The sequence below is a fragment of the Flavobacterium panacis genome (assembly GCF_024649945.1).
Taxonomy (GTDB): domain Bacteria; phylum Bacteroidota; class Bacteroidia; order Flavobacteriales; family Flavobacteriaceae; genus Flavobacterium; species Flavobacterium panacis.
On record NZ_JANKMS010000006.1, the window covers coordinates 112,353 to 134,399 of the forward strand.

Genomic DNA, 22,047 nt, shown 5'->3' on the forward strand with positions numbered 1-22,047 from the left:
CTTTGCGATTTTTTTTTCGAATTAATTCGAATGAATAATATTAGATAAAGTATATAAAAAGAAAATTCGTGAATTCGTGGCGAAAAAAAACTAACAATCTAAAATAACTAACCCCATGTTAAAAATAGCCATTCTGGGACTTGGAGAAGGACGAAGCACAATGTCGGCGGCTTTAGAAAGTTCAAAATTAGAACTTGTAAAAGTGTGTGACAGAAACGAAGAAATCTGCAAGCAGAGAGCAAAAGAATTCGATTTTCATTCGTACACCACCAATTACGATGATTTACTAAACGATGAATCAATTGATATTATCGCGATTTATACGCCAGATCATTTGCACGCTCAACACGTAAAACAAGCGTTATTAAGTGGAAAACATGTCGTTTGTACAAAACCGTTCATCGATGATTTATCTGATGCGAAAGAGCTTTTAGAATTAAGTAAATCAACAGGAAAAAAGGTTTTCATAGGACAAAGTTCGCGTTTTTTCGAACCAGCCAAAAGACAAAGAGCCGATTACGAAGCGGGATTAATTGGAGATTTAATTACAATTGAAGCACAATATCACGCCGATCACAGATGGTTTTTAAAGAAAGAATGGTCTTTATTGCAATCTTTTAAATGGTTGTACGGAGGTTTGAGCCATCCTGTAGATTTTATCAGATGGTATTTGCCAAATATTCAGGAAGTAATGGGTTACGGAATGATAAGTGCTAACGGACAATCGGCTGGATTGAAAAATGAGGATACGATGCACTTTATTTTCAAAGCAACTGACGGAAGAATTGCACGTGTAAGTGGCGTTTATACATCACCAACGCAGCCTGCCCAACGCGACAGCGGAATGAGTACCATTTTAAGAGCAACAGAAGGAGCAAGTCAGGCCGATTATCATGAATTGCGTTATGCGGTTACAGATAAAACAGGTGAAGAAAAAGTGGTTACTTGGGGTGATAGCACTTTAAAATATTATTTCCGTTTTGAAGGACAAAGTCATCATGGTGGAGAATATCAAAATTATTTAGAATATTTTGTAGACAGTATCGAACAAGGTTTCGAAGCGTATCCAAATATGGAAGAAGGAATTGGAACTGTAGCTTTATTACAAGCAATGGACAAATCGCTGCAAACTGGAATGCCGGTTAAAATTGTCGATATTCTTAACGAATACGGACTATGAACAGTATCTACGATAAATTAACAACACTTGATTTTGTAATTGTGGCTGGTTATTTAGTCGCATTATTAATCATTGGTTATGTGGTAAGTGTCAAGCAGAGAAAGAAAGACGAAACGCTTTTCTTGGCTGGAAATTCATTAAACTGGTACAGCATCGGGTTTAATATGTGGGGAACCAATGTTGGTCCGTCGTCTTTATTAGCCTTTGCGAGTATTGGTTATGCAACGGGAATTGTAGCAGGAAATTTTGAATGGTATGCCTTTGTCTTTTTACTGCTTTTGGCGATGGTTTTTGCACCGCGTTATATTGCGAGTAAAGTAAGCACCATGCCCGAATATATGGGAAAACGTTACGGCGACAGTACACAAAACATTTTAGCTTGGTACGCTTTGGTAAAAATCTTGGTAAGCTGGTTGTCTTTAGGATTATTCAGCGGAGGCGTTTTAGTGCGTCAGATTCTAGGAATTCCAATGTGGCAGAGCGTTACCGTTTTAGTGATTTTCTCTGGAATTTTCACTTTTGCAGGAGGATTAAAAGCGATTGCTAAAGTAAACGTTTTTCAGATGATTCTGTTGATTGTCGTTTCATTAACACTTTCGTATTTAGGATTGCAAAAGGTTGGCGGAATCGAAGCTTTAGCAGTAAAAACACCATCTAATTTTTGGAATTTAGTTCGCCCTTCAGATGATGCAAGTTATCCGTGGCCGGCTATTTTATTAGGATATCCAGTTGCTGCAGTTGCTTTTTTCTGTACCGATCAATCGATGGTGCAGAGTGTTTTAGGAGCTAAAAATCTAGAACAAGGACAACTTGGAGTAAACTTTATTGGATGGCTGAAAGTAATGGCACTTCCGTTATTTATTTTACCTGGAATTTTGTGCTACGCTTTATATCCGGAATTAGGAAGCAACTCCGATTTGGCTTATATGACAATGGTTACAAACCTTTTCCCAAGCGGAATGAACGGTTTGGTAATCTGTGTAATGATTGCCGTTTTGGTAGGAACAATTGGTTCTTCGCTTAACGCTTTGAGCACCGTTTTTACGAATGATATTTATGTGAAGAAAATCAATCCGACAGCGACTATTAAAGATCAAATTAGAATTGGTCGTTTAACTATTGCTGCAGGTTGTGTATTTGCGATCTTGATTGCGGTTGCAATTGACAATATCAAAGGACAGAATTTATTCAACATTTTTCAGGCGGTTTTAGGTTTCTTGGCGCCTTCGTTATCTGTTGTGTTCCTTTTGAGTGTTTTCTGGAAACGCACCACTAAAAAAGCCGTAAATGCAACTCTTTCTTGGGGTTCTGCTTTTAGTTTATTTGTTGGAGTTTTATATTTATGGATTTTCCCAGCCGATAAATACCCAGTTTGGCCTCACTTTTTGTTGATTTCGTTTTACATTTTTGCGGTGCTTTTAATTGCTGCGGTAATTATTTCTTTAGTGGATAAAAATCCTGAGGTTAATGTTTCAGATGAAACTGATATTCCTAAAACTAGTAAGAAAGTGAAGTTGTTGTTTGGATTACTGGGATTGACAATCTTTGTTTTATATCTAATTTTCAATTTCAATTAATAATTCAAAGAAATTAAAAATTGCTCGCAAAGTCGCGAAGTCGCAAAGTTTTAATTCAAAAAACTCTGCGACTTCGCGACTTTGCGAGATTAAAAAAATAAGTTCTTTTTAGCAAAGAACCTAAAACATAGCTGAAGGTTTCAACCTTGGGAACGCAATACAAATCCGCAATAATGCGTTTCCCAAGGTTGAAACCTTGAGCTATGTTCTGAAAAGGATTATAAATAAAAAACAGATAATTTTCAATCTAGAAAACTATCTGTTTTTTTATGAATTGCCTCCAGTTTTAACTGGAGGTATAAAGCAAGAATAGAAAAAGGCTTTAGCCAAAAAAAATCAGTTTGGCTAAGGCCTTTTGAGCTTTGCATCAATCTGTCATCCAGCTAAAGCTGGATGCAATTGAATTATACTACTTAAAATAGCTTTGTGTGTCCATAAAAATGAAACCATTTTATTGTCTAAGACTCTTTCTAAAACACTCTTGCTATTTGTGTGTTTACACGAATATTATTAGGAGCATCCAAACCTTGGTTTTCATAAGTAGTGAAATCTAAATTAACACCCGGTCTAAAAATCAGGCAATGTGTTGAACCTCCAAAATGAAACATTCCCAGTTCGTCACCTTTCTTTACAATGTCGCCGGCTTTAACTGTTATTTGACAGCTTGAAACCTCTGCCATACCCACAGGTATTACGCACATAAGTCCAATCGCTGGATTATCTGCCTCAATAAATATAAGCGCTTTGGTGGCAACTGCTGTTAAAAAAGGCTGTGAATTGTTAGGCGCACTCGAATCGGGTCCTTCTGGATTGTAGAAACCTTGATATAGATTTTCTAAATAATAAGTACCGTTTACAATTTCGGTTTTTACGATTCTACCGTTTACAGGACTATGCCAGCGATGGTAGCTCAAAGCACTCAAAAAAGCCTGATAAACTGTTCCTCCACCAAACTGAGGTGCTAATTCATCAAAATTCATCATGTTTTCTAACGAATACGGCTGTCCTTTTAACCAAAATTGATCTGACAAAGCCACATTTTTAGCCACTTGCAAAGGCGCCGATTCACAAGCGTTTACAATAATCGAATCGTCATTAGGTGCAGTTACAGGACGTACATTTGTACAAAACAATCTGGTAAAAAAATCATCCCAGCTTTTAAATCCGTAATACGGATCTGAAGGATTGGACTGAAAAACATCAGAAAATGTAGCATTGGCAGGAATTGGATTTGGTTCTAAACCTAAAGCACCTTTAGCAACCTGCATCATTTCAGATTGTGCTAATTCGCTCAACCATGCAATTACGTTTTCTGAAGCATCATTGTCTATTAAAACATATCTAGAATCTTCTGAAGTCAAGAACTTAGACCAGTACTTTAATATTTTTTTTAATTGTTGATTAACCAATGCATTTGAAAAAACATCGTAACCAAAACTGGTTGCCATTGGCCACGCTAAAAGGGCATTAATTGGAAAACCAATCATACCTGCAGGAGTTTGATTTCCGGGAGCACCAGTTTGATAAGCTTCTGGAGCAGTTCTCATGATTCCGTTTAGTAAATAAAGAAAATCTTCAAAAGTCATAGGCTCAGGTTCCCAATCCAAAGGAGTTTGTTTTTTTAGAAAATGAGCTTCGGCAAACATTCCCTGCACATTCGCATACAAAACAGGGTCTGAATATACTAGATTTTGAAATTCGGCAATTTCAGGAATAAGGAATGTTGGATATTTTTTGGTAAACTTCCTAATTTTCTGTGTCCAATTTTCAATAATTTGCGGGTCTTGGGGTAACCAGCTTCCCAATAATTGCTTTGCTTTGATAAATGTAGTTGTTTCCATAATTTTTTAGGTTAAATTAATAACTAAGGTATTTCAGAAAATAATTTGAAAATTTTAATTAGTTACGAAAGCCTGTTTTTGTGTTATGAAAAGCCAGTATTATAGTTAGGAAACCAAAAACTTTCGGTATAGGAAAATTTTTATTTAAATGAAATGTTTTTTTTTATGAATTGCCTCCAGTTTTAACTGGAGGTACAAAGCAAGAATAGAAAAAGGCTTTAGCCAAAAAACGTGTAGTTCGGCTAAAGCCTTTTAAGCTTTTTATTAATTTTCATCCAGCTAAAGTTGGATACAATTAATTTGAATTTTATTAAAAAACTTTGCGACTTTGTGTCTTTGCGAGATTAAATTATTTCTCAGTCTTTTTTCTCCCTTCAATATTCGGTAAGAACCCAGTAATAACACCAATTAACGGCAAGAACGCACAAATTTTAAATACATATTCTATACTCGTTGCATCGGCGATTTTTCCTAAAACAGCAGAACCTAATCCGCCCATTCCGAAAGCAAATCCGAAGAAAAGACCAGCTACTAATCCAACTTTTCCGGGCATTAATTCTGTTGCGTAAACCAAAATTGCAGAGAAAGCAGAAGAAAGAATCAATCCGATAATTACAGATAAAGTTCCAACCCAGAATAAAGAAACGTAAGGCAACATCAAAGTAAACGGCGCAACTCCAAGGATTGAAACCCAGATTACATATTTTCTTCCAAAACGGTCTCCAATTGGTCCACCGATTAAAGTTCCTGCGGCAACAGCGCCAGAGAACAAGAATAAGTATACTTGTGACTGCTGAATTGAAATATGGAATTTATCAATCAAAAAGAAAGTATAATAACTCGTAATACTGCTCATGTAGAAGTATTTAGAGAAAATCAAAATCAATAGAATCACTAATGAAACAATGACACGGTTTTTAGATAAATGGTGTGTTTCGATTTTCATCGCTGCTTTATTCGCATTTCTTTCAGATAAATGTTCTGTGTACCAAATCGCAATTCTGTACAAAGTAAAAACGCCAATTAAAGCAATAATACAAAACCAAGCTACATAACTTTGTCCGTTTGGAATAATGATAAAAGCGGCTAATAAAGGTCCGATGGCGCTTCCTGCGTTTCCTCCTAATTGAAAGATAGATTGTGCCAATCCTTTTTTACCACCCGAAGCCAAATGCGCTACACGAGAAGATTCTGGATGGAAAATAGAAGATCCAATTCCGATTAAACTTACTGATAACAGCAAGAAAACAAAACTAGTAGCAATTGAAACTAGGAATAATCCAGTCATTGTAAAACACATTCCGATAATTAGCGAATAGGGTTTAGAATTTTTATCGGTATACATTCCAACAAACGGCTGCAGGATAGAAGCTACGATTTGGTAAGTAAAAGTGATGATTCCGATTTGAGTAAAGCTCAGTCCGAAATTGTCTTTGATAAGTGGATAAATTGACGGAACAACAGCTTGTAAAAGGTCATTAATTAAATGCGAAAAGCTGATTATAAAAAGTATCGAATACGTCGTTTTTTTTATTACTTCTGGTTGTACTTTAACGGTTTCCATGAGTTGTTTTTAGATTAATTTTAATTTTAGAAATTATAGTGGCACTAATTTTTTACAAAATTGAAATAAATAAGAATGTCAAAATTGCTATATTTGGACAATGAATAGTCAATATCGGACATATAGGGTAGCAACAGATTTTGGATATAAGGTAGATTCCTCAATCCCAGTTATAGGTTATACGGAGACGGTAACCAATGAGATGTGTATTTCGCATTCACACCCAAGAGGGCAATTAATCTACGCGACACGTGGTGTAATGAACGTTGTGGTAGGAAATAATATTTGGGTTGTAAATCCGTTACAAGGCCTTTGGATTCCAAGCGGAGTAGAACATCAGGTTACTTTTCAGAAAGACGTAAATTATTACAGTGTTTTTATCGATCCTTCTGCAATTGCTGGATTACCAGAAAATAGTTTTTCGTTTGATATTCCGATGTTTTTAAAGCAATTGGTTTTCAAAATAATTTCTTTTGGAACAAGTGGAAACTTATCAGATTCGCAACGACGAATCATTTATGTTTTTTTGGATGAATTAGCTTTAATTACGCCAAGCGCCACTTTTTTGCCAACTACAAATGATGAAAGACTGCAGAAAGTAGTGGAACTTTTAATGAGCGATGTTTCGAGCAAACAAACGATTGATTATTATGCCGAACTTTCTTTTATGAGCAGTCGAACTTTATCGCGCTTGTTCATAAAAGAATTAGGGATGAATTTCAGCGATTGGCGTACTCGAATGAAATTACTGGAAGCGATTAAAAGATTAGGCGAAAAACAATCTATAAAAGAAATCGCTTTAGATTTAGGCTATGAAACGGCGAGTGCTTTTATTTTTATGTTTAAGAAGCATTTAGGAACAACGCCTTCTAACTATATTTTAGAAGACGAAAATGAATCTGAAAAGATGATTGCTTAGATCATTTGCTCGATTAGAACGCGGATGAAACGGATTTACTTCGTAAAGACGCGGATTTGTGCGGATTTTAATTATATCAACGTAGGAAGCTTTGTCAAAGTTTTTAGCTTTGACAAAGCTATTGATGATGAACAAAAAAAGAAATCCGTTTTCATCAGCGTCTTCGCAATAAGCGAATCAGTTTCATCTGCGTTCCATAAAAATCGCGACATCATTTTTTTTAATACTAAAAAAGTGATAACCCATAATTTTTCCCTTAAAAAATTATCAAAAAGTAGTGTTTTTTATGAAATAGCAGGATAGTACAGGTTGTCAAATGTAAAGATAACACTTATCTTTAGTCCCAAAATACACTTACTATGCTAAACCGCTTTTCCATTTTTAAACTTTTATTGGTTCTTATTATTTTCTGTCCTTCCGATTCTTTGTCAGCGCAAGAGAAATCAAAAGAAGCGACATGGATTTGGTACCCAGGCGATTTCGAAGTTTGGTTAAGCAACAAAATGCAAGTAAGACGCACAGAACGCGAAGCCGTTTTTCCGCCACTTTGGCAATATTATAGCCCTTATGCTTTGGTAACTTTTCAAACCGAAGTAGATATTCCAAAACCAGATCAGGTCAAAATTTTCTCAGAGGGACCTTTTCAATTACTTTTAGATGGCGTTCAAATTTACGGACAGCCTAAATCGATTACAATTCCTGCTGGAAAACATAAAATTTCATTTAAAGTTTACAATCAGGAAGTTTTGCCAGCTATTTATATTTCTGGTCAATACGTGAAATCTAATGCTTCTTGGAAAGTAACCAACGAAGATAAACTTTGGATTGATGAAGCTGGAAAAGCACAACAATCGGGTACGCCTTGGGTTCCTGTTGGTTCTTGGAATTTTGATTCGGCAGAAAATAAACCTTCGGAATTTAAATTAACAACAAAACCTCTAAGTGCAAAAAAAACAGAAAAAATAGCAGGTGGTGAATTGGTAGATTTTGGAAAAGAAACTTTTGGTTACATCAAAATTCATGGTTTAAAAGGAAAAGGTAAAGTAGCGCTTTATTACGGAGAAGCTCGCGAAGAAGCTTTGGATTCTGCGAAATGTGAAACTTTAGATCATTTATCTTTTGATGGAAAACAGTCTGAAACTTATACACACGACGGATCAAAAGCATTTCGTTATGTTCAGGTTCAAGCAGGTGCAGGTGTAAAATACGATTCTATTTCCATGCTCTACGAATATTTGCCATTAGATTATCGTGGTGCATTCAAATCTTCAGATCAATTATTGAATAAAATTTGGGATGTGTCAGCTTACACGATGCATTTAACATCTCGCGAATTTTTTATTGATGGAATTAAACGCGACCGTTGGGTTTGGTCTGGTGATGCGTATCAAAGTTACTTAATGAATTATTATTTATTCTTTGATTCGCCTTCTGTAGAACGAACAATGTCAGCGCTTCGTGGAAAAGATCCTGTAACGGCTCATGTAAATATCATTATGGATTATTCGCTGTATTGGTTTGTGGGTGTTTATGATTACTACTTACATACAGGCGATACGAAATTCATCAAAACCTATTATCCAAGAATGAAGTCGCTGATGGATTTCTGTTTAGAAAGAAGAAACAAAAACGGATTCTTAGAACCGTTAGAAGGTGACTGGGTTTTCATTGATTGGGCAGACGGATTACCAAAAACAGGCGAAGTTAGTTTTGAGCAAATGCTTTTAGCAAGAAGTTTAGAAGCCATGGCTGTTAGTGCTGAAATCGCTGGTAAAAATGAAGATCAAAAACAATATCAAAAATTAGCCGCTGATTTAAAAACCAGTCTATTTGATGTGTTTTGGGATAAGAAAGAAAACGTGATGAAACATCAGCGTATCGACGGAAAAATGCAGAATATTGTAACCAGATACGCTAATATGTTCGGTATTTTCTTCAATTATTTTACGGAAGAACAAAAACAAAGTGTAAAAAATAAAGTGTTGTTAAATAAAGATGTTCTTCAAATTACAACACCGTACATGCGTTTTTATGAGTTAGAAGCGTTGTGCGCCATGGACGAACAGAAATTTGTTTTAAATGAAATTCGTGACTATTGGGGCGGAATGTTAAATCTTGGCGCAACATCATTTTGGGAAAAATACGATCCAAAACAAAGCGGAAAAGATCATTTAGAAATGTATGGTCGCCCTTACGGGAAAAGCCTTTGCCACGCTTGGGGAGCTAGTCCGATTTATTTATTAGGTAAATATTATTTAGGTGTGAAACCAACCGCTCCAGGATATTCAGAATATGAAATCAAACCAAATTTAGGCGGTTTAAAATGGATGGAAGGAAAAGTCCCAACACCAAGCGGAGAAGTTGCTGTGTATTGCAGTACGAAAGAAATTAAAGTAAAAGCAGGCGAAGGAGAAGGAAAATTAATTTTCAAAAGTGCAAGCAAACCAAAATCAAACTCTGGAACAATTACAGAATTAACAAAAAATAAATATCAGTTGGTTGTAAAACCGAATGTGGAGTATATCGTGAGTTATAAAGCGATTTAAAGTTCTTAGTAATTAGCTCTTAGTAATTAGTGATTAGCGCATAGTTTATAACGTTCAATTTGTCATTTCGAGGAACGAGAAATCTCCACAAGTAGCTCCGCACAGAATGTCACCAATCGTTGTAGAGTTTCTCGCGAAGATTTCTCCTATGTCGAAATGACAAGATTGTGGAAATGCTGAAATCAATAAAAAATAAAAACCAATGTTTTCAAAAAACACAAAAACCAATTTCAAATTAAAAACTGCTTTTTTAGCATTGTTTACGATCTGCTTACAATTTTCAGTAACAGCCCAAAACGCATGGAAACCAGCTTCATTTGAAATCGTAAAATCAAATTACAAAACGTTCAAAACAGCTCAATACGCTCATGTTTTTTCAGGAAGCAAACACAATATTGTTCGTTTAGCTCCAGAATTGCAAGGATTGACCGGAATTGAACTTCCTTTAGATAAATATAAAAACGGAAGTAATGCTCCGCTACAATTGAAGTTTAAAGAACCAGTTACGGTTTTAATAGGCGTTTTTCAAGATAAAAATGCAGATTATTGTCAACTAGAAAATTTCAAAGATGCTAAATTAGTTTTAGAAAATGGAGTTACCATTACAGGATTACCTCCAGTAAATGTTTATGCACTTTCATTTCCAAAAGGAACTCAAACTATAAATCCACAAGGAAAAGGTTTATTTGCGATTTTAGGAGTTGTAAAAGCTTCTGAAAATCTAAAATCAAGAAATGCCGAACTACCAGACGGAAAATTATGGAATCCAACATTTATTGTAGAAGGATTTTCAGATGAAAAACCGCTTTTCGAAGTTATAGGCGGAGAAAACAAACCCGTTATTGATGAAGGAATGTCTGGAACTGATGGAATCCAAGGAGGTTTTGAAGGTGGACGTGTAGTAAAAGTGGGTAATACGTATCATATGTTTCCAACGGAAAGAGCAGGTGAAAAAGGTGTTGATTATTACTACGATCGTGTAAAAACTAAAATTGGACATTGGACAAGTAAGGATGCTATTCATTGGAAAAGAGAATCTACCATCTATCAAGCAAGTGGAACTTATGCCGTAACTGAAGATGATAATCCGATGAACGATCGTCGTGCTGCAATTTGGTCATATATGCCTGTTTTCAATGAAAAAGCAAACAAATGGTATGGCTATTATTTAGCGTATACCGTTAGTAAAGAAATAGAACCAAATCACTCATTCGGAAGAATTTGGCGTTGCGAATCGACTGTTGAAGGAATCAATGGAATCGGTGGTCCTTATAAAGATTTGGGTATCATTATGGAACCAGGATTGGATTCTCAACCTTGGGAAGGTCGTCAAGGTGTGGCTTCTTTTTTTCCATACCAAGTTGGCGACAAATATTTCGGATTTTACAGCGGTGCGTATCCATTTAATTCTTGGGCAGATTATCCTAAGAAATCAGGAAAAGGCTGGTTTGTGGCTTTAGCCGAATCCAAAAGTTTAGAAGGTCCGTGGTTGAGAATGAATAAAGGTTTGGAACCGATTAAAACCATGCATCCACTTTTTGTTGAAAATCCAATTGTGAGTCAATTACCAAACGGTCTGTATATCGCAATTTTCGACGGAGGCCCAGACGGCTGGGGACATCATTTACCAAATATGATTGCATATTCATTATCAGCAGATGGCGTTAATTGGGCAGAAGCACATTATTTGCCAATCGAAACCAAAGTAGACAAATGGTGGGATATTATGAGAACACCACTTTGCTTAATCCCAGAAGGAAATGACGTTTATACGATAGTTTATAATGCAATCGATTTAAAAAGAAGATTTCATCCAACAGGAATGGTAAAAGTCAAATTGAACAAAGATGTAATGGAGTCGAAGTTAAAAGAATTGAAAAAATAATTTCACGCAGATTTTATGAGATTTTAGCAGATCAAAACAGATTATTTATATAAAAAAAATCCAAATTAAATCTGCATAAATCCTTTTAAATCTGCGTGAAACAAAAAATATAAAATACTTTGCGCCTTAGCGACTTTGCGAGAGCTAAAAAAACTAAACTTAAAAATTAATCTCGCAAAGACATAAAGTCACAAAGAAAAAATAAACTTAGTCCCGATAGCTATCGGGATATCGCCTTCGTGGCAAAAGCAAACAAAACATAACCAAAAAATGAAAATTAAGTATCTAATCCTAACCATTTCAGCGCTTGCCATAACAAGCTGTGCAACCAAATACAAGAAAAGAGAAATTACCGACAACGTAATGCAGGAAATTTACGAAGAAGTAAAAACGCCTTATAAATACGGTTTGGTGATGGTGCCAACGGACAACTCTTATAAAATGGATTGCCCGAGTGTTTTTAGAAAAGACGGAAAATGGTACATGACATATTTAATTTATGATGGAAGAGGTTATGAAACTTGGTTAGCAGAAAGTGATAATCTTTTAGACTGGAAATATCTAGGAAAAGTGATGTCGTTTTCAGAAAATGAAAAACACTGGGATGTCAACCAAAAAGCAGGATATATTTCGTTGCAAGACATGACTTGGGGCGGAAGCTACGAATGGGAAAAATACGATGATAAATACTGGATGAGTTATTTTGGTGGAGACAGCAAAGGGTACGAAGCAGGAGTTCTATCAATCGGAATGGCTTATACGAAAGAAGCGCCAACAAAACCACATGAATTTCAAAGATTAGAAAGTCCAGTTTTAACGCCAAAAGACAAAGACGCTAAATGGTGGGATAATAGCACAATGTATAAAAACAGTGTAATTCGTGATAAAGATAAATTGACAGGACACAATTTTATCATGTATTACAATGCCCGTGGAGATAGTATCAATCCAGCGAAAGGTGCTGAACGCATTGCTATGGCAGTATCAAACGATATGAAACATTGGGAGCGTTATGGTAATAAACCTTTAATCAATCATCATAAAGGAATTTCTGGAGATGCTTATATTCAGCGTATTAATGATACTTGGGTAATGTTTTATTTCGGAGCTTTCTGGACAGGTTGGAATCAAGGTGCATTTAATCGTTTCGCCGTTTCAAATGATTTAGTAAACTGGACCGATTGGAAAGGCGACGATTTAGTAAAATCATCTGAACCTTACGATGATATGTTTGCACATAAATCATTTGTGGTGAAACATGATGGTGTTGTGTATCATTTCTATTGTGCTGTTAACAAAGCAGAGCAAAGAGGAATCGCGATAGCAACTTCGAAAGATTTAGGAAAAAGCAAATTGAATTTTGTAGCTCCGCCGGAGAAGAAAAAGAAGAATTAAGTACAAAGTACAAAGAATTAAGATATAGTACGTTTTAAACCTGACAGGTTTTTAAAACCTGTCAGGTTTAATTACAAAGATAAATAAAGACACAGTTTTGTCATTTCGAGGAACGAGAAATCACACTCGTAACCACAAAGATTGTCGATTATAGTTGCGGAATTTCTAGTGCGATTTCTCGTTCCTCGAAATGACAAATAAAACTAAAAATAAAATAATGTTTCAACCAATTCAAAATAATCACTTTTCAAGATTTCGATTTTCGATACCAAAATCAGTATTCACATTTTACATCTTCCTATTAACATCTTACACAATACAGTCCCAATCCGTAACAGGAGAGCCAGCAGGAGTTCCAGAACTTCACAAAAAATATGAATTTGCGCCGTGGGAAGATCCAACGATTACAAGTATCAACAGACAGCCATCTAGAGCGACTTCGTATTCGTATGCAAGTGTTGAAGACGCTTTAAAAGGCGACAGAACCAAAAGCCGAATCCAAATGCTGAATGGCGATTGGAACTTTAAATATGCAGTAAATTTAAATTTAGCTTCTAAAGATTTCTATAAAAACACCGTTTCAGGTTGGGATAAAATCGAAGTGCCTTCCAACTGGGAAATGAAAGGGTATGATAACCCAATTTACAAAAGTGCCGTTTATCCATTTAGACCTATAAATCCGCCTTATATTCCTAAAGATTATAACGGGGTTGGTTCTTACCAAAGAAGTTTTACCGTTCCGGAAAACTGGAAAGATATGACAGTTACTTTGCATTTCGGAGCCGTAAGTTCAGGTTTTGAAGTTTGGTTAAACGGAGAATTTTTAGGATACGGAGAAGACAGTTTTCTACCTTCTGAATTTGATGTTACGCCTTATTTGAAAGCAGGCGAAAATGTAGTTTCAGTTCGCGTAATTCGTTGGACAGATGGTTCTTATTTAGAAGATCAGGATCACTGGCGCATGAGCGGAATCCAGCGAGAAGTTTTCATTATGGCTGAACCAAAATTACGTATTCAAGATTTCTTTTTTCAAACCAAATTGGACAAAGAATACAAAGACGCGATTTTCAAACTGAGACCAAAAGTAGAAAATCTTACAGGAGAAAAAATCAAAGATTATACGATGAATGTTCAGTTGTACGATGCCAATAATACGGCAATGTTCAAAGAACCACTTCAAAGACCTGTGATTGATTTGATTAATGAAAGTTATCCTCGTTTAGACAATGTTCGCTTTGGATTCTTCCAAGAAAACATTAAAAATCCAAAAAAATGGAGTTCAGAAGAACCGAATTTATACACGATGGTGATTTCGATAAAAGATAAAAACGGAAACGTTACAGAAGCCAAAAGCTGTAAAGTTGGTTTCCGTTCAATTGAATTCTCCAAGGAGAACGGAAAAATGCTAATCAACGGAAAAGAAACTTATGTGTATGGTGTAAACCGTCACGATCATCATCCAACAAGAGGAAAAGCGGTTACGAGAGAAGATATCAAACAAGATATTACGACGATTAAGAAGTTTAATTTCAACTTTATACGTACGAGCCACTATCCAAACGATCCTTATTTCTACGAATTATGCGATCAATACGGAATCATGGTGATGGATGAAGCGAACCAAGAAACTCATGGAATTGGCGGTAAATTAAGCAACGATCCACAGTGGACAAATGCTTATACGGAGCGTATGATCAGAATGGTAGAACGCGATAAAAACCATCCATCAGTGGTAATGTGGAGTTTGGGTAACGAAGGAGGAAAAGGACCAAATCACGCTGCAATGTCGGGTTGGGTTCACGATTTCGATATTACGCGTCCCGTACATTACGAACCAGCGCAAGGAAATGCAAAATTAGACGGTTATATTGATCCGCTTGATCCACGTTATCCAAAAACAATCGATCACGCTTATAGATTCGAAAATCCACAGGACGATTCGTATGTCGATATGGTTAGCCGTTTTTATCCAGGCGTTTTTACACCAAAATTTTTAGTAGATCAAAAAAAAGATACGCGTCCGATTATTTTCGTTGAATATTCTCATGCAATGGGAAATTCAGTTGGGAATTTAAAAGAATTATGGGATGAATTCCGTTCGCTTCCAAGAGTTATTGGAGGCTGTATTTGGGAATTTAAAGATCAAGGTTTAGTAAAATTTGATTCAAGATCTGGACAGAATTATTTTGCTCACGGTGGAGATTTTGGCGAAAAATACCATGATGGAAACTTTAATACAAAAGGAATTGTCGATTCTAACGGAAAACCGAAAGGTTCGATTTTTGAGAATAAATGGGTGTATCAGCCAGCGATTTCAACTTTAAACGGAAATCAATTAGAAATTAAAAATCGTCAGGCGGTTAAATCTTTAGAAGGTTATATTCCGGTTTTAAAAGTGTTGGAAAACGGAAACGTAATTAAAACTCAAATTTTAAAACCATTAAAAGTAGAAGCAGGACAATCGACAACAATAGATATCAGCGCATATCTTCCAAAAATGAAAAACGATGCTGAATATCTTTTAAATATTGAATTTCAGCTTACGGCAGATGAACTTTGGGCTTCAAAAGGATATGTAGTTGCCGAAGATCAATTTCAGTTAAAAAAGAAAGAAGCTTTAGTTTTAAATGCTAAAAAAGAAGCTTTAAATATTTCAGAATCGGATTCAGAATTTAAAATCAAAGGAAAAACTTTTGATATTACGATTGGAAAAGTAAACGGAGCTTTGAGTTCGTATATTTTCAACGGTGAAGAACAAGTTTTTGCGCCTTTGTTGCCTAACTTCGTAAGACCGCTTACAGACAACGACAAACGCGGATGGAAATCGCAAAAGTTGTTGAAACAATGGTATAAAGCAAAACCAAAATTGGTGAATGTAAAAATCGATAAATCGGCTTCTGAAGTAAAAATCACAAGCGATTACGAAATTATAAAAGACAGTGCAAGCGTAAATGTAGTGTACAACATCAGTCCAGACGGAGTAATAAAAGTAGATTATAGTTTGAAAGCTTCAGACAAACTGCCAAACCTTCCAAAAATCGGAATGCAGATGGGAGTTCAAAGAAAATTCGATCAGATTTCTTGGTACGGAAAAGGGGAATTGGAAAACTACAGCGACAGAAGTTTTGGCTCGTTTGTTGGGAAATATTCGCTTCCAATTAATGACTTTATCGAACATTATCCAAAACCGCAAGAAAACGGAAATAGATGTGATGTAAGATGGATGGCATTGACAACGCCTCAGAAAAATCAAGGTTTTATGGTAGTTGATGATAATAAAGTTTTAAGCATGAGCGCTTGGCCTTACACACAAGAAAACCTAAGTGCATCAAGTCATACGTATGATTTAAAAGATCCAGGATTTTTAACTCTAAACATCGATTTAATACAAATGGGAGTAGGAGGAAATGACAGTTGGACGATTGTAGCACAGCCAATTGAACAATATCAGATTAAATCTGGAAATTATCAATATAGTTTTTATTTAACGCCTTTCAGCGGTTCTAAAAATCAGTTAGAGAGTAGTTTGAAGAAGTTTAAGTATTAAGAAATTAATAATTGACAAGTAAAAATTAAAGATATAGTTTGTCATTTCGACGTAAGGAGAAATCACACGCGGGATTCGACATAGATTGAAGACAAACTTTGAGGAGTTTCTAGTGTGATTTCTCCTTACGTCGAAATGACAAAAAAGCTTAATAGTAACTGATTATCAAAACATAGCCCAAGGTTTCAACCTTGGGAAACGTATTGTGTAATTACGTTGAATCCCAATGGTTGAAACCATTGGCTATGTTATAAATACATCAAACCCGACAGGTTTTTAAAACCTGTCGGGTTTACTAAGAGAAAAAAATCCCTTAAATCTGCAAAATCTGCGAGAGTAAAATTTTCCCGCAGATTTTGCAGATCAAGCAGATTTTAAAAAATTAAAGAAGATTAAATTGAATTAAAATATAAAAATGTCTAACCGTAAACCATTTTTTCTTTTTGCAAAGGACTTTCGACTTTTGGCTTTCCAACTTTGGACTGCAATGTTTTTGCTTCTCGCAAGCATCGTCTCTGCGCAGGAATTCCATAAAAAAGAATCTTTTCAGCCAACATTAGAATCCTCAAAGACTTGGGTGTATTGGTATTGGATGAAATCGGCGTATTCTAAAGCAGGAATCACAGCCGATTTAGAAGCCATGAAACAAAACGGAATTGCAGGCGCTTATTTAATGACCATCAAAGGTCCAGCAAATCCGCCATTGATTGATCCGCCTGTTTTACAGTTGACACCCGAATTTTGGGATATGATTAACTGGGCTTTCAAAGAAGCAGATCGTTTAGGTTTAAAACTCGCTTTTCACGGAGCAGACGGATTTGCTGTTGCAGGTGGTCCGTGGATTAAGCCTGAAATGTCGATGCAGAGAGTAGTTTGGTCAACAACAGAAATTTTAGGTGGAAAAAAAGTCGTTTCAAAACTTCCTGTTCCAGAGCATTATAAAGATTATTATAAAGACATTGCAGTTTTTGCTCTTCCGATAAAAGAATATCAAAAGACTTCTCAGATTCAATTGCCAAAAGTAACGACATCAAACAATACAGATGCTTCGTTTTTGGCTGATCCTAAAAAAGATGAAAACTTCAAATTTTCCGATGCAGGTTGGATTCAGTACGAATTTGCACAGCCTTTTACCTGTAAATCAATTGTAATTGAAACCAAAGGAAGAGATTATCAAGCGCAGCGCTTAATTGTCGAAGTAAGTGATGACGGAGTTCATTTTAAATTCCACGAAAGATTGATTGCACCTCGTCACGGTTGGCAGGATATGGATTTTCCAAATACACATACAATTACACCAGTTACAGCAAAATATTTCAGATTTGTTTATGATCCAGTAGGAACAGAACCAGGAGCAGAAGATTTGGATTTTGCGAAATGGAAACAAAATCTGAAAGTGAGTAAAATTACACTTTCAAATCAGTCCTTAATCAATAATTACGAAGGAAAATCAGGCGCGATTTGGCGTTTGACTCCAGAAACTACAGAAAAACAAATTCCGAATACAGATGCATTCAAAAAATCAGAAATAATCAATATTTCCAATTTTGTTGATGCTGGCGGAAACCTGAATTGGAAAGCCCCAAAAGGAAAATGGAAAATTATCCGAATGGGACATACTTCGACAGGACACGAAAATGCAACAGGTGGAGCAGGAAAAGGATTAGAAGTAGATAAATTTAATCCCGAATTAATTCGTTTTCAATTGGATCATTGGTTTGGAGAAGCGGTTCGTTCTGCTGGTCCAGAATTGGCTTCAAGAGTTTTGGCAATTCTTCATTTTGATAGTTGGGAATGCGGAAGTCAAAACTGGTCTTCGGTTTTTCAGACTGAATTTAAAAAGAGACGTGGTTATGATATTTTGGAATATTTGCCTGTAATGGCTGGAATTCCATTAGAAAGTGCCGATTTTTCAGAGAAAGTTTTATACGATGTTAGAAAAACAATTGGCGATTTAGTAGCAGATAATTTCTACGGAACTGTCGCTCAAATTGCCAAAGAATATAAAGTCAAATTAAGTTCTGAAAATGTCGCTCCAACCATGATGAGCGATGCTTTATTACATTACAAATATGTAGATTATCCGGGCGGTGAATTTTGGCTGAAAAGTCCAACACACGACAAACCTTTTGATATGGTGGATGCGATTTCGGGCGGACATATTTACGGAAAAGACATTATTCAGGCAGAATCTTTCACGGCTTTGCGCATGGATTGGGACGAACATCCTGGAAATTTAAAAACAACCGCTGACCGAAATTATGCTTTAGGAATCAATCGTTTATTTTACCACGTTTTTGTACATAATCCGTGGACGGACAGAAAGCCGGGAATGACTTTAGACGATATCGGAACTTTTTTTCAGAGAGATCAAACGTGGTGGAAACCCGGAAAAGCTTGGTTTGATTATTGCCAAAGAGTACAATTTCAATTGCAGAAAGGAAAACCTGTAATTGATTTGGCGGTTTTTATTGGAGAAGATTTTCCTTCGCGTTCTTTTGTTCCAGATCGTTTGGTGCAGTTTATTCCGAATGTTTTTGGAAAGGAAAGGTTAGAAAGCGAGAAAATCCGTTTAGAAAATGATGGTCAACCAACAGCAAAAATGCCAAAAGAAGTCACTTATTCTAAAAACATTACTGATTTATCACAATGGATTAACGCTTTAAATGGTTATCAATACGATTCTTTTAATGCAGATGTTTTAATCAACCGAGCAAAAGTCGTAAACGGAAAAGTAACGTTTGAAGGCGGAATCGAATACGGAGCTTTACTGTTTCCGGGAAGTCATAAAATGGCGCCGAATAAAATTTTATCTTTGGCTTCCGCCGAAAAAATCCTGCAATTGCTAAAAGACGGAGCTACGATTTTTGTAGATGAAAAACCAACGATTCAGCCGGGAATTCAATCAGAATCAGATCAAAAGAAATGGCAGCATGTGATTGATGAAATTTGGAATAACGCCAATTCATCTTCATGGAAAATCGGAAAAGGAACAGTTGTCAAATTACCTTATTTAGGAAACGATTTTGCTTCAATCGGAATCACTCAAGATGTTTATTTTCCAAATTTAAATAGAGCCGATTCAGAAACGATTGCTTGGGCGCACAGAAAAGCAGATAAAGAAGAGGTATATTTTCTTTCGAATCAAAAAGAACAAAAAAGAACATTTGATGCTTCTTTCAGAATAGCTGGAAAAGTTCCACAATGGTACAATCCTGTTACGGACAAAACTTCGGCTGTAACCAATTGGAAAATAGAAAACGGAAGAACAATTGTTTTTTTAACTTTAGAGGCAAACGAATCTGGTTTTGTAATTTTTAAAGAAGAAGCAAAAGAAGTTTTAGCTCAAGGAAAAACAGCTGAATTTGAAAAAGTTCAGGTTTTAGATGAAAACTGGGAACTTCAATTTGATCCAGAATTTAAAGGTCCAAAAGAAGTCATAAAAACAAATAAACTTTTTGATTGGAGTACTTCTGAAAATGATCAAATTAAGCATTATTCAGGAACTGTTATTTATAAAAAAGAATTTGTTTGGAAAGGAAAAGACACCAATAAAATCTGGCTTGATTTAGGTGAAATTGCCAATATTGCCGAAGTTTCAATCAACGGAAAAGATTGCGGAACGCTATGGACTTTCCCTTTCAAAACAGATATTTCGAATGCCTTACAAAAAGGAAAAAATATAATTGTAATAAAAGTGACCAATACGTGGGCAAACCGATTAATTGGTGATCAAAATTTACCAAAAGAAGAAAGGTTAACTTGGACGACAGCACCATTTAGGCTGGAAGTAAATCCATTGTTGAAAGCGGGATTATTGAGGCCGATAACGATTCTGAAAGAAAAATAATTCATATTTCGCTCCGCTGGAGCTTTTGTATGATGGTATTGTTTATTCTATAAATATTTCGTCCCTCTGGGACTTGTGCAGGATAGAATATATATAGAAAATACAGACATTTTTTTTAAGAATAATAATAGAGATAGAAAAGCTCTGGAAGAGCGAAATATTTATAGAAAATAATAAAAGAAGAGTAGTTAAGCTCCAGAGGAGCGACACATCTTTTGAAAATTTAAGGATAAATAAAATGAAAAATTTTAAACACATTTCTGTTATTGTAATTGCATTTTTAGCAAGTCTCCAAATCAATGCAAAAATCAAAATGCCTGCATTGTTTACAGACAACATGATGCTACAGCAAAAATCAAACGCACCAATTTGGGGCTGGGCGGAAAAGAATGCAAACGTCACGATCAAAACATCGTGGAATTCTAAAAGCTACAAAACTAAAGCCGATGCTTCGGGTAAATGGAAAACAGAATTGCAAACACCAGTTGCAGGCGGACCATTTACAATTGAAGTAACAGAAGGAACTGAAAAAGTAACGATTAAAAACATTTTAATTGGAGAAGTTTGGCTTTGTTCCGGACAATCGAATATGGAAATGCCTTTGAAAGGTTTTCAAGGGCAACCTGTTAGAAACGGAAACGAAATCATTGTAAGATCAACCAATAAAAATATTCGTTTAATTACGATTCCGCGTGCGACGGTTTTAGAACCAAAAGACGATTTTGAAGGAAAATGGGAAGAAGCTTCTCCAAAATCGACATCCAATTTTAGTGCGACGGCTTGGTATTTTGGATCACTTTTACAGGAAGTTTTGAATGTTCCGGTTGGATTGATTCATGTTTCTTACGGAGGTTCAAGTATGGAAGCATGGATGAACAAGGAAATGCTTAAAGATTTCGCAAGCGCTAAAATTCCGACTACAAAAGAAGAATTAGCCAAAGATCCAAATCGTGTTCCAACGACTTTGTTTAATGGAATGCTTTCGCCTGTAATTGGCTACGGAATCAAAGGTTGTATTTGGTATCAGGGAGAATCGAATTACGAAAGAGCTAATGAATACACCGCTTTAATGAAAAAAATGGTAAGCAGTTGGAGAACGATGTGGAATCAGGGAGATTTTCCTTTTTATTTCGCTCAAATTGCGCCGTTTAATTATGCTTCATTTCATCCAAAAGATTATCTAGAAAAATACAATTCAGCTTATTTGAGAGAGGCGCAGTTTAAGGCTTCAAAAGAAATTTCTAATTCGGCAATGGCAGTTTTAATGGACGTTGGAGAAGAAAATAACATTCACCCAATGGACAAAGAAAAAGGAGGAAACCGTTTGGCTTTTCAGGCTTTGGCAAGAACATATGGAATTGAAGGTTTCGAATTCGAAAGCCCGAAATACAAATCGATGGAGATAAAAGACGGTGCTGTAACGGTTTCTTTTGATGATGTGGCAAATGGCATTACTTCTTATGAAAAAGAAGTGACAGGCTTTGAAATAGCAGGCGAAGACAAAGTTTTTTATCCAGCGAAAACAGTTGTAAGAAGAAAATCGGTGGTTTTAACTTCTGATAAAGTAAAGAAACCAGTTGTAATACGATATTTATGGAAAGATTTCGCCAAAGCGGAATTGTTTAGCGCAGGAGGGTTGCCGGTTTCTTCGTTTAGAACAGACGAGTGGTAATTTTTATAATGGTTAATTGTGAATTGACATACAGTTTGTAATTTCGAGGAACGAGACCCGAGCAATAGCGA

At 35.8% G+C, this 22,047-nt stretch carries 11 protein-coding genes; 9 read left to right on the forward strand and 2 right to left on the reverse strand.

Going from position 1 to position 22,047, the window contains the following annotated elements:
- Window positions 1–115 precede the first annotated feature (115 nt).
- The gene (locus NQQ59_RS14145; RefSeq protein WP_144219544.1) at window positions 116–1,180 is read left to right on the forward strand and encodes a Gfo/Idh/MocA family protein; all 1,065 of its coding nucleotides are present in this window, start codon (window positions 116–118) and stop codon (window positions 1,178–1,180) included.
- Window positions 1,177–2,757, forward strand: a complete 1,581-nt coding sequence (locus NQQ59_RS14150) for a sodium:solute symporter (protein ID WP_144219545.1) — start codon at window positions 1,177–1,179, stop codon at window positions 2,755–2,757. The genes NQQ59_RS14145 and NQQ59_RS14150 overlap by 4 nt, the downstream gene beginning before the upstream one ends.
- 470 nt (window positions 2,758–3,227) lie before the next feature.
- On the opposite strand, the gene NQQ59_RS14155 is transcribed toward NQQ59_RS14150, so the two are convergent.
- Window positions 3,228–4,598 carry a phosphatidylserine decarboxylase family protein gene (locus NQQ59_RS14155; RefSeq protein WP_144219546.1) on the reverse strand — a complete coding sequence of 457 codons (1,371 nt, stop codon included), beginning with the start codon at window positions 4,596–4,598 and terminating at the stop codon, window positions 3,228–3,230.
- Between the two features lie 349 nt (window positions 4,599–4,947).
- The gene (locus NQQ59_RS14160) at window positions 4,948–6,162 is read right to left on the reverse strand and encodes an MFS transporter (protein ID WP_144219547.1); all 1,215 of its coding nucleotides are present in this window, start codon (window positions 6,160–6,162) and stop codon (window positions 4,948–4,950) included.
- Between the two features lie 100 nt (window positions 6,163–6,262).
- On the opposite strand from NQQ59_RS14160, the gene NQQ59_RS14165 reads away from it, so the two are divergent.
- The 7 genes from NQQ59_RS14165 (at window position 6,263) to NQQ59_RS14195 (ending at window position 21,976) form a co-directional block, all read left to right on the forward strand.
- On the forward strand, window positions 6,263–7,081 hold the full coding sequence (locus tag NQQ59_RS14165; RefSeq protein ID WP_144219548.1) for an AraC family transcriptional regulator: 819 nt from the start codon (window positions 6,263–6,265) through the stop codon (window positions 7,079–7,081).
- A gap of 359 nt (window positions 7,082–7,440) precedes the next feature.
- Complete coding sequence (locus NQQ59_RS14170) at window positions 7,441–9,627, forward strand: alpha-L-rhamnosidase-related protein (protein WP_144219549.1); 2,187 nt, start codon at window positions 7,441–7,443, stop codon at window positions 9,625–9,627.
- A gap of 202 nt (window positions 9,628–9,829) precedes the next feature.
- On the forward strand, window positions 9,830–11,512 hold the full coding sequence (locus tag NQQ59_RS14175; protein ID WP_144219550.1) for a glycoside hydrolase family protein: 1,683 nt from the start codon (window positions 9,830–9,832) through the stop codon (window positions 11,510–11,512).
- A 270-nt stretch (window positions 11,513–11,782) separates the two neighbouring features.
- Window positions 11,783–12,907 (forward strand): glycoside hydrolase family protein, encoded by a 1,125-nt coding sequence (locus tag NQQ59_RS14180; protein ID WP_144219551.1) that lies wholly within the window; start codon window positions 11,783–11,785, stop codon window positions 12,905–12,907.
- Window positions 12,908–13,124: 217 nt separating this feature from the next.
- Complete coding sequence (locus NQQ59_RS14185) at window positions 13,125–16,454, forward strand: glycoside hydrolase family 2 TIM barrel-domain containing protein (protein WP_144219552.1); 3,330 nt, start codon at window positions 13,125–13,127, stop codon at window positions 16,452–16,454.
- A gap of 415 nt (window positions 16,455–16,869) precedes the next feature.
- Window positions 16,870–20,304: a glycosyl hydrolase gene (locus NQQ59_RS14190; protein WP_257698330.1), complete on the forward strand. Its 3,435-nt coding sequence runs from the start codon at window positions 16,870–16,872 to the stop codon at window positions 20,302–20,304.
- Window positions 20,305–20,542: 238 nt separating this feature from the next.
- Window positions 20,543–21,976, forward strand: coding sequence for a sialate O-acetylesterase (locus tag NQQ59_RS14195; protein WP_144219553.1), 1,434 nt, complete (start codon window positions 20,543–20,545; stop codon window positions 21,974–21,976).
- Window positions 21,977–22,047 lie beyond the last annotated feature (71 nt).